At 75.1% G+C, this 14,944-nt stretch carries 11 protein-coding genes and 1 pseudogene; 4 read left to right on the top strand and 8 right to left on the bottom strand.

The features are described from left to right. Positions 1–2: 2 nt before the first annotated feature. Genes BLV96_RS09715 through BLV96_RS09685 form a run of 7 tightly spaced genes read right to left on the bottom strand, consistent with a single transcriptional unit; the run spans position 3 to position 7,495 of the window. Positions 3–1,397 (bottom strand): oligosaccharide flippase family protein, encoded by a 1,395-nt coding sequence (locus BLV96_RS09715; RefSeq protein ID WP_086675721.1) that lies wholly within the window; start codon positions 1,395–1,397, stop codon positions 3–5. Further along, a complete protein-coding gene (locus BLV96_RS09710; protein ID WP_086675720.1) occupies positions 1,394–2,614 on the bottom strand; it encodes a glycosyltransferase family 87 protein in 1,221 nt (406 codons plus the stop codon). The genes BLV96_RS09715 and BLV96_RS09710 overlap by 4 nt, the downstream gene beginning before the upstream one ends. Then, positions 2,611–3,465 carry a hypothetical protein gene (locus BLV96_RS09705; RefSeq protein ID WP_244180124.1) on the bottom strand — a complete coding sequence of 285 codons (855 nt, stop codon included), beginning with the start codon at positions 3,463–3,465 and terminating at the stop codon, positions 2,611–2,613. Before BLV96_RS09705 ends, BLV96_RS09710 begins: the two co-directional genes overlap by 4 nt. After that, a complete protein-coding gene (locus BLV96_RS09700) occupies positions 3,462–4,508 on the bottom strand; it encodes a glycosyltransferase (protein WP_086675719.1) in 1,047 nt (348 codons plus the stop codon). The genes BLV96_RS09705 and BLV96_RS09700 overlap by 4 nt, the downstream gene beginning before the upstream one ends. Then, positions 4,483–5,706, bottom strand: a complete 1,224-nt coding sequence (locus BLV96_RS09695; protein ID WP_086675718.1) for an O-antigen ligase family protein — start codon at positions 5,704–5,706, stop codon at positions 4,483–4,485. Before BLV96_RS09695 ends, BLV96_RS09700 begins: the two co-directional genes overlap by 26 nt. Further along, positions 5,703–6,668, bottom strand: coding sequence for a polysaccharide deacetylase family protein (locus tag BLV96_RS09690; RefSeq protein ID WP_086675717.1), 966 nt, complete (start codon positions 6,666–6,668; stop codon positions 5,703–5,705). Before BLV96_RS09690 ends, BLV96_RS09695 begins: the two co-directional genes overlap by 4 nt. Further along, positions 6,665–7,495: a hypothetical protein gene (locus BLV96_RS09685; protein ID WP_086675716.1), complete on the bottom strand. Its 831-nt coding sequence runs from the start codon at positions 7,493–7,495 to the stop codon at positions 6,665–6,667. Before BLV96_RS09685 ends, BLV96_RS09690 begins: the two co-directional genes overlap by 4 nt. Before the next feature lie 575 nt (positions 7,496–8,070). Between BLV96_RS09685 and BLV96_RS09675 the strand changes: the two are divergent. Further along, positions 8,071–8,208 (top strand): annotated as a pseudogene (locus tag BLV96_RS09675) (GntR family transcriptional regulator); the annotation flags it as partial. 266 nt (positions 8,209–8,474) lie between these two features. Beyond that, positions 8,475–11,873: a TM0106 family RecB-like putative nuclease gene (locus tag BLV96_RS09670; RefSeq protein ID WP_091389001.1), complete on the top strand. Its 3,399-nt coding sequence runs from the start codon at positions 8,475–8,477 to the stop codon at positions 11,871–11,873. Here the strand turns inward: BLV96_RS09670 and BLV96_RS09665 are convergent. Further along, positions 11,845–12,573: a M50 family metallopeptidase gene (locus tag BLV96_RS09665; RefSeq protein WP_244180123.1), complete on the bottom strand. Its 729-nt coding sequence runs from the start codon at positions 12,571–12,573 to the stop codon at positions 11,845–11,847. The genes BLV96_RS09670 and BLV96_RS09665 overlap by 29 nt on opposite strands. Before the next feature lie 237 nt (positions 12,574–12,810). Here BLV96_RS09665 and BLV96_RS09660 point away from each other — a divergent pair, with 237 nt between their 5' ends. Then, the gene (locus tag BLV96_RS09660) at positions 12,811–14,151 is read left to right on the top strand and encodes a GH25 family lysozyme (RefSeq protein WP_244180122.1); all 1,341 of its coding nucleotides are present in this window, start codon (positions 12,811–12,813) and stop codon (positions 14,149–14,151) included. Positions 14,152–14,175: 24 nt separating this feature from the next. Next, positions 14,176–14,916, top strand: coding sequence for a D-Ala-D-Ala carboxypeptidase family metallohydrolase (locus BLV96_RS09655; protein WP_091388998.1), 741 nt, complete (start codon positions 14,176–14,178; stop codon positions 14,914–14,916). The last annotated feature ends 28 nt before the right edge of the window (positions 14,917–14,944 follow it).

The raw sequence follows: 14,944 nt of genomic DNA, 5'->3' as shown, positions 1-14,944 counted from the left end.
CTTCACCGGAGGCGCAGTTCCGCGACGGCTTCGCGCTGCAACAGGAGCGTCGCACCGACGTACCCGGCGACGAAGACGGCGGCCTGGGTGACGGCACCCAACCAGGTGGCCGCGTAAGGGAACACGAGCGCGGGTACCACCCCGGCGACGCAGGCGAGCAGGACGCGCAGGCCCATCCCGGCCGGCCGCGACCGCACGCCGACGCCCGCCAGCACGCGCCAGGCGAGCGGCACCACGAGCCACGCGGCGGCGAGCTGGACCGCGGCGACGGCTTCGATCCCGGCGTGGGCGAACAGCACGAGCCCGGTGGCGAGCAGCACGAGGTGCGTCGTCTCGAGGGCCAGGTACCGCCGGACGTGCCCGGTCGCTTTCACCGCCTGGTACCAGATCTGCAGGAGGCAGATGCCCAGTCCGTAGCCGGACAGCAGTACGAGCGGGCCCGCCGCGTCCGCCCAGCGGGCGCCCAGCAGCACGACGCGGTCGGCGAGGACGGCGAGCCCGGCGTACAGCCCGCCGGTGACCACGAGCACCGCGCGCGTGAACCGGACGACGGCCGGGGTCAGCGACCGGCCATCGCGGCGCAACCGCGTGAACACCGGGAACGCGACGGCGCCGAGCACGACCGCCACCATGATGTAGGGCACCCACGCGAGCCGGTAGGCCAGCGAGTAGACACCGACCGCGGCCGGCCCGAGGCTGTGGCCGACCGCCAGGTAGTCGAGGTTGACCAGCAACGCGCCCACGACGGCGGCCGGGCCGACCACCGCCACCCAGCGCAGGGCTTCGGCGGCCGCGCCGGTGTCCCAGCACGGCCGGACCCCGCCGCGCACCAGCACGCCCAGCAGCGGCTGCGCGACCGCCGTGGCCAGCAGGCCGAGGACCAGCGAGACCGGACCGGCGCCGCAGAGCGCGAGCACCACCGTCAGCACGGCGCCGAGCACCGCACCGCCGCCGTCGGGCAGGAGCCGGCGGCGGAAGTCCAGCTCCCGGTGCATCAGGCCCAGCTGGACACCGCCCGCGGCCGAGAACGGCAGGCCGAGCGCGGCCAGCCGGACGAGCCCGGCGGCGTCCGGGGTGCCGAGCAGGACGGTGAGCGGGCCGGCGGCGGCCACCAGCCCGGCGGCCAGCACCAGCCCGGCGCCGACGCTCAGCGTCAGCACGGTGCCCGCCATCCGGCGCGGGTCCCGCGCGGTGCGGCCGATGACGTCGTAGACGCCGATCGACTGCACCACCTGGCCGAGGTTGACCAGCGCGACGGCCAGGGCCACGGCGCCGAGCTGGCCTTCGGTCAGCAGGGCGGCCAGCACCAGCGTCACGAGCATCTGGCTGCTCTTGCTGACGAGGTTGACCGCGCCGAGCCACAGCGATCCCCGGACCGCACGGGTCCCGAGCGTCATCCGGCCACCACCGGCCGGGCGGCCCGGATCCGCGTCGACCGCAGGACCAGCAGGCACCACGCGACGACGACCGCAACCCCGTCCACCGTGACCGCCGCCCGGGGCCCGAACGCCGAGACCACGGCGGAGTCCACTGTGTACAGATGGGCGAACGGGACGGCCAGCGCCACCACGGCGGCGGCCACCAGTCTTTCGCGCCACCAGCAGAGCGTCACCAGCGCGGGCACGGCCAGCAGCACGTCGCCGGGCTGGTGCACCACGCAGACCACGACGGCCAGGCACGTCAGCAGGTCGGCGACCGGGGTCTCGCCGTCCCGGTCGAGCCGCCGGACCAGCCAGACGCTCGTCGCCAGCACCACGGCCAGCACCACCAGCTCGATGCCGGAAGGCGCCCAGCCGGTGACGCGGAACAGGACGGCGGCGACGTCGATCCGTTGTGCCGTCGGGGAATCCACCGCGCCGTAGTCGGTGGCGCGGGCGTGGGTGAGGTTCGCGGCGACGACGTCGAGGAACGGGCCGAACCCGCCGCCACGCACCACCAGCAGCGCCACGACCGGCAGGCTCGCGGCGGCCGCGATGGCGGTGCCCGTCAGCGCCACCCGCCGCGACCCGCGGGCGAACAGCAGGACGGCCAGCGGGAACCCGTACTGCGGCTTCAGCCACGCGAGCGCCAGCGCGACCGCGGCCCAGCCCGGCCGGTCGCGCCGGGCCAGCAGCGCGCCCGCCGCGCCGAGCGCGATCAGCGGGTTGACCTGGCCGACGTAGAGCTGAGCCTTCCCGACCTGGCTGGTCACCAGCAGCGCCGCGACGACGGCCGTGGTGACCGCGAAGGGCGCGAACCGCCGGACCGCGTGGGCCGCCAGCGCCGCGAGCGCGACGAGCAGCAGCAGCGAGCACACCGAGAACGCGATCGCGCCGGCCCGGTAGCCCAGCAGCGCGAACGGCGCGTGCAGCAGCAGGTGGTAGGGCTGGTAGAGGTTGAAGTCCTGGCGCACCGGCCACCGCGTGAACATCGCGGCGGGATCGTAGGGGTTGCCACCGGCGAGGAACTCCCGGATCGGGAAGTAGAGCGCGTCGCGGAAGTCCTGGAGCCGTTCTTCGGGCCGGTTGGCCCAGGTCGGCAGCGGGACCTGCCACGACGGCGCGAGCGCGTGCCAGGCGCTCACCCCGCCGACGAGGACGGCCACGGCGAACACCACGCGCTGCCGCGGGGTCATGCCAGGACCACCGCCACGAGCACGGCGCCGGTGGGCAGCACGCCGACGGCGGCGGTGAGCTCGTCCTGACGGCGCCCGGCGGTCACCGCGACCACGGACACGCCGTCGTCGTCGCCTTCCGGCAGGCCGGCCGCCAGCTTCGCCGCGGTCTCGGCGAGGTCCGGCCGCACCGGCAGCACCCGGACCGGACGGCCGCCCGCTTCACCGAGCACGGCCAGCCGGTCGGCCACCGCGGGGTCGTCGGCGCGCAGGACCGCGACCGGGCGGTGGATCCCCGCGGCGGCCAGCGCCCGGCGCACCGGTCCCGGCCCGCCGCCCGGGGTCAGCCGGCGGACCGCCGCGGTCGCGAGCCCGGCCGCGACCGCGGCGACCAGCGCCAGCCCGAGCACCAGCGCGGTGTCCGGCGCGACCGCGACGACCTCGGGCCGCGGGTCGAGCGTCCGCAGCTTTCCGGCCGGGGCCAGCAGATCCGCGTCGATCATCGCCTTGCCCAGCGCGGTGGCCGCGGCACCGGCCTGCTCCGCCGAGGCCGCCCGCACCGACAGGCGAGCGAGCCCGGACGCCGGGACCAGCTCGACGGACACGTGCTCGCCGAGCTCGTCCGGGGCGTAGCCGGACACCGGCGCGGCCGCCCGCAGCACCGATGGGCTGCGAGCCAGCTCGACCAGGGCGGGCAAGGTGAGTGAGACGACTTCGCCGTACTGGGCGGTGTCGCCGGCGGGGGTGGCCAGCAGGCTGACGCGGCCTTGGTATTCGTCGCCGCGGGCCAGCCCGACGACGAGCACGAGCGCCCCGGTCAGCAGCGCGACGGCCACGCTGAGCGCGGCGGTGCGGGACACCAGTTCCTTCACCGGACACCTCGGAGCAGTTCGTCGTAGGACTTCAGCAAGGGATGCGGGTCGTAGTCCCGCTGGACGGTCCGCAGCCCCGCGGCGGCCGCGGACTCGCGCACGGGCTCGTCGAACAGCAGCGTGGTCAGGGCGGCGGCCGTCGCCGCCGGGTCGCCCGGTGGCACCACCGACCCGCCGCCGTCCGCCAGGACGTCGCCGACCCCGCCGACGTCCGTCGCGACCACCGGACGCCCCGCCGCCAGGGACTCCAGCACCGCCAGCGGCAGGCCTTCCCAGTCGCTGGTGAGGACCGTGACGTCGGCGGCGGCGAGCAGGTCGGCGACGTCGGTGCGGGTGCCGAGGAACTCGACCCGGCGTCCCAGCGCTTCCGCGCGGCGTTCCAGCTCGGCGCGCAGGCTGCCGTCGCCGGCCAGCCACAGCACCGCGTCGCCGTCGACCGCCGCCCACGCGTCGAGGAGGACGTCGTGGCGCTTCTGCGGCTCCAGCCGGGCGAGGCAGAGCGCGACCGGCGTCCCCGCCGGGACCCCGAGCGACGCGCGCACCTCGGCGCGGCCGAACACCGGCGGCCGCGCGAACACGGCGTTGCGGATCACCGCCGGCCGGGGAAGACCGGCACCGGCGAGCTGGTCGGCGGTCGCGGGGGAGACCGCGACGACGTGGCGGGACGTGCGCCGCAGGATGCGGACGGCGGGCGGGACGTCGGCGTCGGCGACGCCGTGGAAGACGGTCACCACCGGGCGCCGGGTGGCGAGCCGGGCGACCAGGCTCGCGCCGACGTTGTGCGCGAGCACGACGTCGGGCCGGAACCGCGTCACCGCGCGGCGGACCGCCCACGCCGCCTTCAGCACGCCCGCCTTGCTCCGGCGGGCGAGCGGGACGGGGAACGTGGGTATGCCGGCCGCCGCGAGTTCGCGGGCGCGGAAGCCGCCGCCACTGGCGACCGCGGACTCCCAGCCGTACTCCCCGCCGTGGGCGGCCATCCCGGCCACGAGCGTCTCCGCCCCGCCGGCGCCCAGCTCACTGATGACGTGCAGCACCCGCATCGGCGCCTCCCTCTCCTTCTCGGCGAAGCCGGGTCTCGGCCGCGACGGCGAGCGCGGCCAGCGACCACAGCGGCAGGTAGTACTGCTCGGACAGGAACGTCGAGGTGACCAGCACCGCGAGCAGGGACGCCTGGATGGCCACCGCCTCGGTCCGCCGCGGGCCCGGACCAGCGCGCCGGACGGTCCGTTCGCTCGCCACCGCGGCGACGCCGATCACCCCGGCGAACAGCGCGAACCCGGGCAGGCCGAGCTCGGCGGCGACTTCGAGGTACATGTCGTGCGCCACCGGGGTCTGCTCGTCGATCTCCGCGTTGTGCGACTCGGCGGCGTACTGCTCGCGGAAGCCGCCCGGGCCCACCCCGAGCACCGGGTGCGCGGTCACCATCCGCGCCGCCGCCTGCCAGCGCAGCTCCCGGGTGTCCACATTGGACGCGGCGATGAAGCTCTTCTCCTGCACCGCCCGGGCCAGGTGCGGACCGGCGGCCAGCAGCGTTGCGACGCCGAGCACGGCGACCGCGGCGGCCGTCGCGGCGACGAGCCGCCACGGCAGCACCCGCCGGGCGAGCAGCCAGCCGGCCGCGGCGGCCAGGCCGAGCGCGCCGCCGCGCGAGAACGTCGCCGCGGCTCCCGCCACCAGGACCACGCCCGCGATCGCCGTCGCGACGGTCCGGGCGCGGGTCGCCACGAGCAGGGGGACGGCCGCGACGAGGAAGTACGCGAGGTCGTTGGGATCCGGCTGCGGACCGCTCGCCCGGGCCTGGCCGTCGGCGACCAGGCTGTAGAGGGCCCCGGCCCCGGCGACGGTGGCCCCCGCGGCGGCGGCCAGCAGCAGCCACCGGATCGGCACCTCCCGGCCCGCGACGTCCGCGAGCACGACGGTGACCACCAGGAACGGCAGCCACCGCACGGTGTACTCCGCGGTGAACGGCCCGGCGGAGTGCCACGCCGCCGTCGCGGCCAGCACCACGGCGAGCAGCGCCAGCACGGCGTGCAGCGGCGTCGGCCGGGGCCACGTGCGCTGCCCGATGCGCTTGGCCAGCCAGGCCACCGTCAGCAGCGCCGGGGCGAGCTTGCCGAGCTGGCCCTGTACGGCCGTCAGGTAGCCCTCGACCGGCGCCAGCGCGACGGTGGCGCAGGCGAGCACCGGCAGCAGCGCCGGCGCCCGGGTCGCGGGCCGGGTGAGCGCGAACGCGGTCATCTCCCGCCGTCCAGCCGCGTGACCGGCCGGGTGCGCCGCACGTCGGACCGCCGGACGTACTCGCCGGTGCCGACGACGTCGAAGTACTCGCGCAACGCGGCGAGCACCCAGTCCAGCCACGCCACCTTCCGCGTGCCGGGGGCCGCCATGCCGGGGAAGAACTCCATCCCGGGTGCCTCGGCGCCGCCGAGGACGTCGGTGGGGTGCAGCAGGAGGGAGGGCGCGACGCCGCGGGCGCGGCAGAGCCGCAGCGCCGTCCGGAAGTACGCGCGCGCCAGCCGGGGCGAAGCCTCGTGCAGCTGGAGCAGGTACGAGCCGTGGATCGGGGTGCGCAGCAGCGGCATCGTCGTCACCGGGAGTTCCACGAGCGCGCTGCTCCCGCACGTCCGCCAGCGGTAGGCGTGCACCGGCGCCAGGACGCGGGAGAAGCCGCCGAACAGCTCGCCGAGGCCCTCGCCGCCGGCGCCCGCGCGCACGGTCCGGTTGTGGTAGGCCCGGGCCAGTGGGCCGATCCAGGTCGGCAACGTGCTGGCGTCGTAGGCGTAACCGCGTTCGGCGAGCAGTTCGACCAGGTCCCGCGTGACGCTGTAGCCGGGCCCGCGGAAGCCGGTCGGCCGCGGCACGCCGGCGGCGGTGATCGCCTCCTCGGTCCGGCTCAGCTCCTCTTCGAGCCGGTCGCGGGAGTACCGGTGCAGCCAGGGTTCGTGGCCGAACGAGTGGTTCGCGACCTCGTGCCCCGCGGCGGCGATCGCGGCGACCGCCTTGGCGCCGTCTTCGCGGACCGCGTCGGCGCCGACCACGAAGAACGTGAGCCGCCGGCCGTCGAGGACCTCGAGCAGCCGGGGCACCGCGGTGTCCAGGTAGCTCGGGTGGTCCCGCCAGGCGGGGTCGCCGTGGGTCTTGAGGTAGGCCCAGAGGTTGTCCAGGTCGACCGACACGCTGGCGAGGGGCCGCGTGCTCACGCGGCCTCCCGGACGACGGCGGTGGCGGTCCGCGACCGCGCGCCGAGCAGCAGCACGCCGGACACGACGACGGCGAGGCCCGCGGCGGCCCACGGCCCCTGCCCGTCGGCGACGCGGTCGCCGAGGACGGTGAGACCGGCGACCGAAGCGAGCACGATCGTGGTGGCGTCCGCCGTCGCCACGACGGCGGGGGCCCGGCCGCGCTGGAGGGCCACCGCCATCGACGCCTGGCCGAGCACGGCGGCGACCACCATCAGCCACGTCAGCGGCTTGCCCGGCAGCGCGGCCAGGTCGAGGTGGGCCAGCGTGCGGCTCGCGACCGCCACGACGGCGAACGCGACGCCGGAGAGCACCGCGGCGGGCAGGAACGTGCCCGCCCGGCGGGCGAAGACCATGCCCAGCCCGATCCCGAGCACCACGACGGCCAGCGCGGCCACGCCCGCCGCCGGGAGGTCGGTGGCGACGGAGGCGGACGACGAGCCGGCGAGGACGACGAGCCCGGCCGCCAGCAGCACCAGGGTCAGCGCTTCCCCCGCGCGGATCTCCCACCCGAGCACGGCCACGCCGAACACGGTGGCCAGGCCGATCGCCGACGACGAAGCCGTCTGGACGAGGTACAGCGGCAGCGACGCCCGGGCGGCGAACGCGAGCGCGAAACCGCCGGCCTGACCGGCGAACCCCAGGAGGTACACCGGGTCGGTGGTCAGCCGGGCCAGCAGGCCCAGCCCGGCTCCGCCCCGGTCGCCGGCCCGCCGGGCGGCGACGCTCTGCGCGACGATGCCCACGGCGTAGAGCACCGCGGACGCGGCGAGCACTGCGTAATCCATCGTGGGCAATCCTTCGGTCGGGGGTGACGCGAAGCCTAGGAAAGCGCCGGCGTTTCCCGTTCGGAGGACCGAATTGGCGTTCGGGTTACGGAATGGAGTGCGATCGGCTTCCGGAGTTACCCGGAAGCGTGATGCACCAGGAGTTTTCCGCCGCGAGGGCACGGTGCGTGACGGATTTCCGGGAAATCGTCGAGGAGAACCGGGTTCCGTCTCCGGGGCGCGGGGGTTCGCGGTCCGGAACGTGCACCTTTTCGGGTTAGGGGTGCGGCGGTCGGTCGTTCGCGCGTGTCACACGATCGGAGGTCGGGCTGGACACGATCGTCCGCGTCTCACTCGGGCGTTTCGGCGGTGGCCGTCAAGGCCGCGCGACCGAGGGTGTGGCCCGCCATCGTGAAGCCGAGAACGGCCGGCGTGGCGTCGGCGGGAACACCGATCGAATCCGGGCCACGCGGGCGTCGTTGGGCGACGGGAACGCGCCGTCGGGCAGACCGGCCCCGGTGTCGTGGACGATGACGGCGTAGCTCCTGGTGCCGTCCGGCGCGCCGCTCCAGGACAGCTACGGGAGCGGTCCCGGCCGCCTTTCCGTCGAGCGCGGCGACGTCGACTGGGAAGCCCGCGTCCGCGCGGAGCCGTACGCGCCGGGCGAGGGCGAGTACTACAGCGCCGCGTGGTCCGAAGCGCACCGGGCCTTCCACCGCACCCTGCTGGAAGGGCACCTCACGCTGACCGCGGGGCCTGGAGGGGGCGGGCGCAAGACCGCGCCGGCGGTGCGGGCGGTCGTCGAGACGGTGCGGGGTCGGCTGGCCGGGCTGGGTGCTTCGGCCGGGCGTGGCCGTCCGGCTTGAGGTGTGCGCGTCGGAGACCGGATGCGCCGGCCGCGCGGGCCCTTCGACCGGGCGCCGCGCCCGTCCGAGGCGTTCTGGCGTGTCCGGCCCCGGCTGCTCCGACCGGGGGTACGGCCGTGTCAGACTGCCTGGCGATGCACACCCCAGCCGATCTCGCCGACCTGCTCGAATGCGAACACCGCAGCGTCCTGAACCAGGCGTCGGCCGCGGGCCTGCCGGGTGCGCCGCGGCCCGTCGCCGACCCCGCCGCCGGCCGGCGTGGGCGGGCCGCCGCCCAAGCCATGCTCGCCCGGCTGCGCGGCGAAGGCCACGACGTCTTCGAGATCGACACCACCGACCGCGTCGCCGCCGCCGAGACCACCGCGGCGGCCCTGTGGTCGGGCGCGGCGGTGATCCACCGGGCCGTCCTCCACGACGAGGACTTCTCGGGTGTGGCGGACTTCCTGATCCAGGACGGCGAAGGCCGCTACGAGGTCTACGACGCGGAACCGGCCCGGCAGGCGAAACCCGCCGCGGTGGTCCGGCTGGTCGCGTTCGCGGACGCGCTGCGCCGGGCCGGCTGGCCGACCGGCCCGCACGTGCACCTGCGCCTGGGCGACGGCGCCACCCGGAGCCTGCGCGTCGAGGACTTCCGGCCCCTGGTGGACCGGCTGGGTGCCCGGCTGCGCGGCCGCGAGCCGATGCTGCCGACGCCGTTGTGGGCCGACGAGCGTCCGGCCTGCGCCGGCTGCGGGTACGCGCGGCACTGCGCGTCGGCCCGCGAAGCCGACCGCGACCTGCTGCTCGTCGCCGGAATGCGCGGCGACCAGCGTCGCAAGCTGACCGCCGCCGGGCTGGGTTCCATCGACGCGCTCGCGGCGGCGACACCGGGCGACCGGCCGCGGGACCTGTCCGCCACCGCGTTCACGACCCTGCGCGCGCAGGCCGCGCTGCAGGTGCGGCAGGACGCCACCGGCGAGGTCAGCTACGAGGTCGTCGACCCCGATGCCCTCGCGGCACTGCCGGAGCCCGCCGAGGGTGACGTCTTCGCCGATCTCGCGGGCGATCCGCACGCGCTGGCGGGCGAAGGGCTGGAGTTCCTCTTCGGGGCCCTCACCCCGGGCGGCGAGCAGCGGTTCACCCCGTTCTGGGCGCACAGCCGCGCCCAGGAGAAGCGCGCCTTCGAGGAGTTCGTCGACTTCGCCGCCGCGCGGGTCGCCGAGCACCCCGGCTCGCACGTCTACCACTACGGGCCGTACGAGGTCACCGCGATCAAGCGGCTCGCCGCCGTGCACGGGACGCGCGAAGAGACCGTCGACCAGCTGCTGCGCGGGGGCGCGGTGGTCGACCTGCACACCGTGGTGCGCAAAGCTTTGCGCGTTTCGCAGCGGGCCTACGGGCTCCGGCAGCTCGAGCCGCTCTACCGGCCCGGCACGCGCGAAGGTGATGCGAAGACCGCGTTGTCGGACGTCGAGGCGTACGAGGAGTACCTCCTGCTCGCCCGGTCGGCCGAGCCGGGTCGCGCGGACGAGTTCCTGCGCGGTATCGCCGGCGACAGCGAAGAGGACTGCGTCTCGGCGCTGCGGTTGTTCGAGTTCCTGCACCAGGTCCGCACGGACTCCGGCATCGAGCTGGTGACGTCGCCGGAGGAGTCGCCCGAGGACGCGCTGCTGCGCGCGGCGGAGGAGGACGTCGCCGCCGAGCGCCGCGCCGAACGCGCCGCGCGGCTGGCCGCGCTGGTCGACCCGCTGCTCGACGGGCTGCCGGACGACCCGGCCGAGTTCACCGGCGACGAGCGGGCCCGCGCGCTGCTGGCGGCGGCCGTCGGCTACCACCGCCGGGAGACCAACCCCGCGTGGTGGGAGTACTTCCGCCAGCTCGCCGCGCCGCTCGGCGACCTCGAGGTCGACACGTCGTGCACCGTGCCGGTGGCCCTCGAAGCGGGGGAGTGGGTCCCGCCGGCCGGGCGCGTCCGCACCGCGAAGCGGACCCTCGTCATGGCGTGCGACCCGGACCGGCCGCACCCGTTCGCGCCCGGTGACGAGGTGCGGCTGCGCTACGACGGGAGCACCCGCGACGCCAAGGTTTCGGCCGCGTCGGCGGTGGAGCTGACGCTGGAGGAGAGCTGCCCGCCGGATGCCACCACCGCCGACCGGCCGTCCGCGGTGCTGCCGGGCAGCCCGGTGCGGCCCTCGCCCAAGGACGAGGCGGTCGCCGACCTCGCGCAGCTGGTCGTCGACGCGCTTCCGGTGCTGCCGCGCCACCCCGGCGTCGACCTGCTCCGGCGGACCCCGCCGCGACTGCGGGGCGGCGCCTTGCCCGGGCCGGGCCCGGATCTGGTCGCCACCGTGATCGAGGCGGTCGAGGCCCTCGACGGCTCGACGCTCGCGGTGCAGGGCCCGCCGGGCGCGGGCAAGACGTTCCTGGCGGGGAAGCTGATCGCGCGGCTCGTGCGGGCCGGGCGCACCGTCGCCGTCACGTCGACGAGCCACAAGGCCGTGGAGAACGTGTTGAGCGCGGCGAAGAAGAGCGCGCCGGAGCTGCCGTGCGCCAAGCGCGCGAAGCGGACCCCGGACCCGGAAGCGCCGTGGGAGCAGCCGAAGAGCAACCCCGCGCTGGTGAAGTGGCGGGCCGAGCACGACACCGGGCACCTCGTCGGCGGCACGGCGTGGACGTTCGCCAACGCGGCGATCCGCGACGAGCCGTTCGACCTGCTGATCATCGACGAGGCGGGCCAGTTCGCCCTGGCCGACGCGCTGGCGGTGTCGATGTGCGCGAAGAACGTGGTGCTGCTGGGCGATCCGCAGCAGCTTCCGCAGGTGGTGCAGGGGACGCACCCGGCGGGCGCGGAGGCGTCGGCGCTGGGCCACCTGATCGGCTCGGCCGACATCATGCCGGCGGAGCTGGGTTACTTCCTCGACGAGACGCGCCGCATGCACCCGGCGGTGTGCGAACCGGTGTCGAAGCTGTCCTACGCGGGCCGCCTGCGCGCCCACCCGTCGGCCGCCTCGCGGGAGCTCGAGGACGTCCCCGCCGGGCTGTACCTCGCCGAAGTCGACCACCACGGCAACACGACCCGTTCGGTGGAGGAAGCCGCGGCGGTCGTCGACGTCGTGGCGGAGCTGGTCGGTCGCACGTGGACGGACCACGGCCCGGCCCGTCCGCTGGTGGACACGGACATCGTCGTGGTGGCGCCCTACAACCTGCAGGCCCGAACGGTGACGCGGGCGCTCTCGGACGCCGGTTTCCCGGGTGTACGCGTCGGCACGGTGGATCGCTTCCAGGGCCAGGAGGCCCCGGTGGTGATCACGACGATGACGTCGTCCTCGGCGGTCGACCTGCCCCGCGGGTTGGACTTCTTGTTGTCCCGCAACCGGTTGAACGTGGCTTTGTCGCGGGCGCAGGTGGTGGCGGTCCTGGTGTGCTCGGCCAAGCTGGTGGAGGCGGACATCCGCACGGTCGACCAGATGCGGCTGGTGGCGGGCATGATCGGCTTGCTGGGCGAAGCCCGCCCCTGGCCGCCGGTCACGGCCACAGCAACGGGAACGCCTTGACCAGCGCCCAGACGATCAACGCGAGCCAGCCGGCGATCCAGACGAAGCCGGGGACGTGGGTCTTCGCCGCAAGGCTGGCGGCATCGTCGATGGCGGACACTTCGCCGTTCCAGCGGGCGGCGAAGAGGTGGGCGACACCGGAGAGCTCGCTGGTGAGCAGGAGCCACGTCTCGAGGTAGGCGATCGTCGTCCGCGTCCACGGCGGAGCCCAGGCCAGCGCCGCGAAGGCGACCAGCCCGATGCCGGCGACGATGGCGAAGGTGAGCAGGTCGGCGGACAGGAACAGCAGCAGGCCGGCGGCGACCACGGTGAGGGTCAGCACGGCGGCGACGTGCCCGCGCTGCAGCTGCACGGCCGCCCCGAGCCCGGCGAGCGACGGCATCGCGTACCCGGCCGCCGAGGTGAGGATCGAGGACAACCGCGACGGGTACCAGGTCCACGTCACGCCGGACTCCGGGCTGGAGATCCCGAGCCGGTACACCCCGCCGCCGGTCAGCACGCTCATCAGTGCGTGGCCGCCTTCGTGCACGAAGGTCCCGAGCACGTTGAACCGGGTCAGCAGCCGGCCCTGCCCGGTCAGCAGCGCGGAGACCGAAGCCAGCGCCACGACGACGGCGGCCAGCCCGGTCACGGCGACCAGCCACCAGCCGGGCGCGGGGGCGGTCGCGTTCACGATCTCGTCGAGCTTCGCGCGCTTCACCCGTCAAGCTCAGCAGCCGGCCGGCGGGTGCGGAACCGCCGGCCCGACGTTGTCCCGAAGCTGTCAGGCCCGCACCGGCCGAGCCCGCAGTGCACGGACCACCGAACGCCCCACCATCCCACCGGCGTCCCACGGCGACGGCGTCCCCGCTGGTCCGCCCGGGTGGGATCGTCCCGGCATCCCGAATCGGGCCGCAACCGGTGATCGGCGGAGGCGGGCGCTGCCAACCTCCTCGCCATGCAAAGATTCGCTCTGGCCCTCGCGGTGCTGCTCGTGGTTCCCGCCGCCGCGGCGACCGCGTCCGCGGCCGAACCGGCCGTCGAAGCCGTCGAAGCCGTCGCCGTCTGCGGGCACACCACCGCCCAGCCAACCCTGGCCCAAGGGGCGACCGGTGCCCCGGTCGCCGAAGCCCAGTGCGAACTGAACCTCGCGACCAAGGCGAGCCGGTACTCGCCCATCGGTGCCGACGGCGAGTTCGGCCCGGCGACCGACGCCCGCGTGCGCGTCTTCCAGAAGTGCGCCGCCTTGAGCGTCGACGGCCAGATCGGGCCGAACACCTGGGCCGCGCTGAACTCGTGGGCCGCGCGGCCGCGCAAGTGCGCCACCCAGGGCACCGCCGGCACCGCGCAGAGCGTGGTGTGCGGCCACTCCACCGCCCGCCCGACCCTGCAGAGCGGCTCGACCGGCACCGACGTCAAGGAACTCCAGTGCCGGCTGAACCTCGCCATGGAGCCGGGGCACTACCCGCCGCTGACGATCGACGGCCAGTTCGGGGACGGCACCCGCACCCGCGTCATCCAGTTCCAGCACTGCGTCAACGCCAGTGCCGACGGCGTCGCCGGGCCCACCACCTGGGCGAAGGTCGCCGACTGGTCCAGCCGCAACACCTACTGCGTGCCGCCGAAGCCCGCCGGGCACCCGATCGACGGCGTCGACACCGCGAAGTACCAGCACCCCGGGGGCGCGCCGATCAACTGGGGCGCGGTGAAGGCGTCCGGCGTCGAGTTCGCGACCGTCAAGGCGACCCGCGGCCTGAACGTCACCGACGACTACCTGGCCACTGACCTGCCCGCCGCGCGCAACGCCGGCTTGGCCGTCGGGCCGTACCACTTCTACACGGGCACGGCGGCCGGTACCGGCGGTGCGCAGGCCGACCGGTTCATCGCCGCGGTGAAGGCCACCGGGTACACCGGCAAGCGCGCCGGTGACCTGCCGCCCGTGTTCGACCTGGAGTGGAAGGACGACGGCTCCGGCGGCTGCCCGCCGTACGTCACCGTCGCCGACGTCAAGGCGTGGCTGGACAAGGTCCAGACGGCGTTCGGCCGCACCCCGATCATCTACACCCAGAAGTCGTTCCTGGACGCCTGCCTCGGCGGCACCACGGCGCTGTCGGGGTATCCGATGCAGCTCGCCGACTACCGCCAGTCCGTCACGCAGCCGGCGCTGCCCGCCGGGTCGAAGACCTGGCTGATGTGGCAGTACACCGACGCGGCCATCCCCGACGGCATCCCCGCGCCGGCCACCGGCGACGTCTTCAACGGCACCCAGGCCGACCTCGACCAGCTCGCCAACCGCTGAAATCCCCGTCAGGAAAGGACGAGAATGACCCTCCCCCTCAGCCGCCGCACGGTGCTCCGCGGCGCGGTGGTGCTCGGCGCGACCGCGGCGGTCAGCCCGCTGCTGCTGGCCGGCACCGCCCAGGCGTACCCCTGGTCCCGCACGCTCACGCAGGGCGCCACCGGCGCCGACGTCACCGAACTCCAGATCCGCGTCGCGGGCTGGGCGGCCGACTCGCCCAGCCACAGCCGGGTCTCGATCGACGGCGAATTCGGCCCCGGCACCGCGGCGGCGGTCCGCAGATTCCAGGCGGCCTACGGCCTCGGCGCGGACGGCCAGGTCGGCCCGGCCACCCAGTCCGCCCTCAACGCGCTGGAGCAGAGCGACGGGTCCACCGCGCACTTCAACTTCAGCGAGTTCACCGACCGGGTGAGCGGCACCTTCAACGGCGGCAAGGTCAGCGCGGCCACCGCCAAGGAGAACGCCCGCCGCTGCATGTACAAGCTCGAAGCGGTGCGCAAGAAGCTCGGGAACAAGCCGATCACGGTGAACTCCGGGTTCCGCAGCATCGCGCACAACGCCGAGATCGGCGGCGCCAGCGACAGCATGCACATGTACGGCACCGCCGCCGACCTGGACGTGCCGGGCGTGGCCAACAAGACCGTCTACCAGAAGGCCGAGACCAGCGGGTTCTCCGGCCTGGAGACGTACAACACCGACCACCAGCACGTGGACAGCCGGGCCGACCTCGGCCGCGCGTGGTGGTGGGAGAACGGCACAGTCTGATCCGGCGACTGGGGGTCTGACGCCGGAA

Origin of the sequence: Amycolatopsis pretoriensis (assembly GCF_900107925.1) — a bacterium.
Taxonomy (GTDB): Bacteria; Actinomycetota; Actinomycetes; order Mycobacteriales; family Pseudonocardiaceae; genus Amycolatopsis; species Amycolatopsis pretoriensis.
This window is presented reverse-complemented; position numbering and strand designations above follow the sequence as displayed.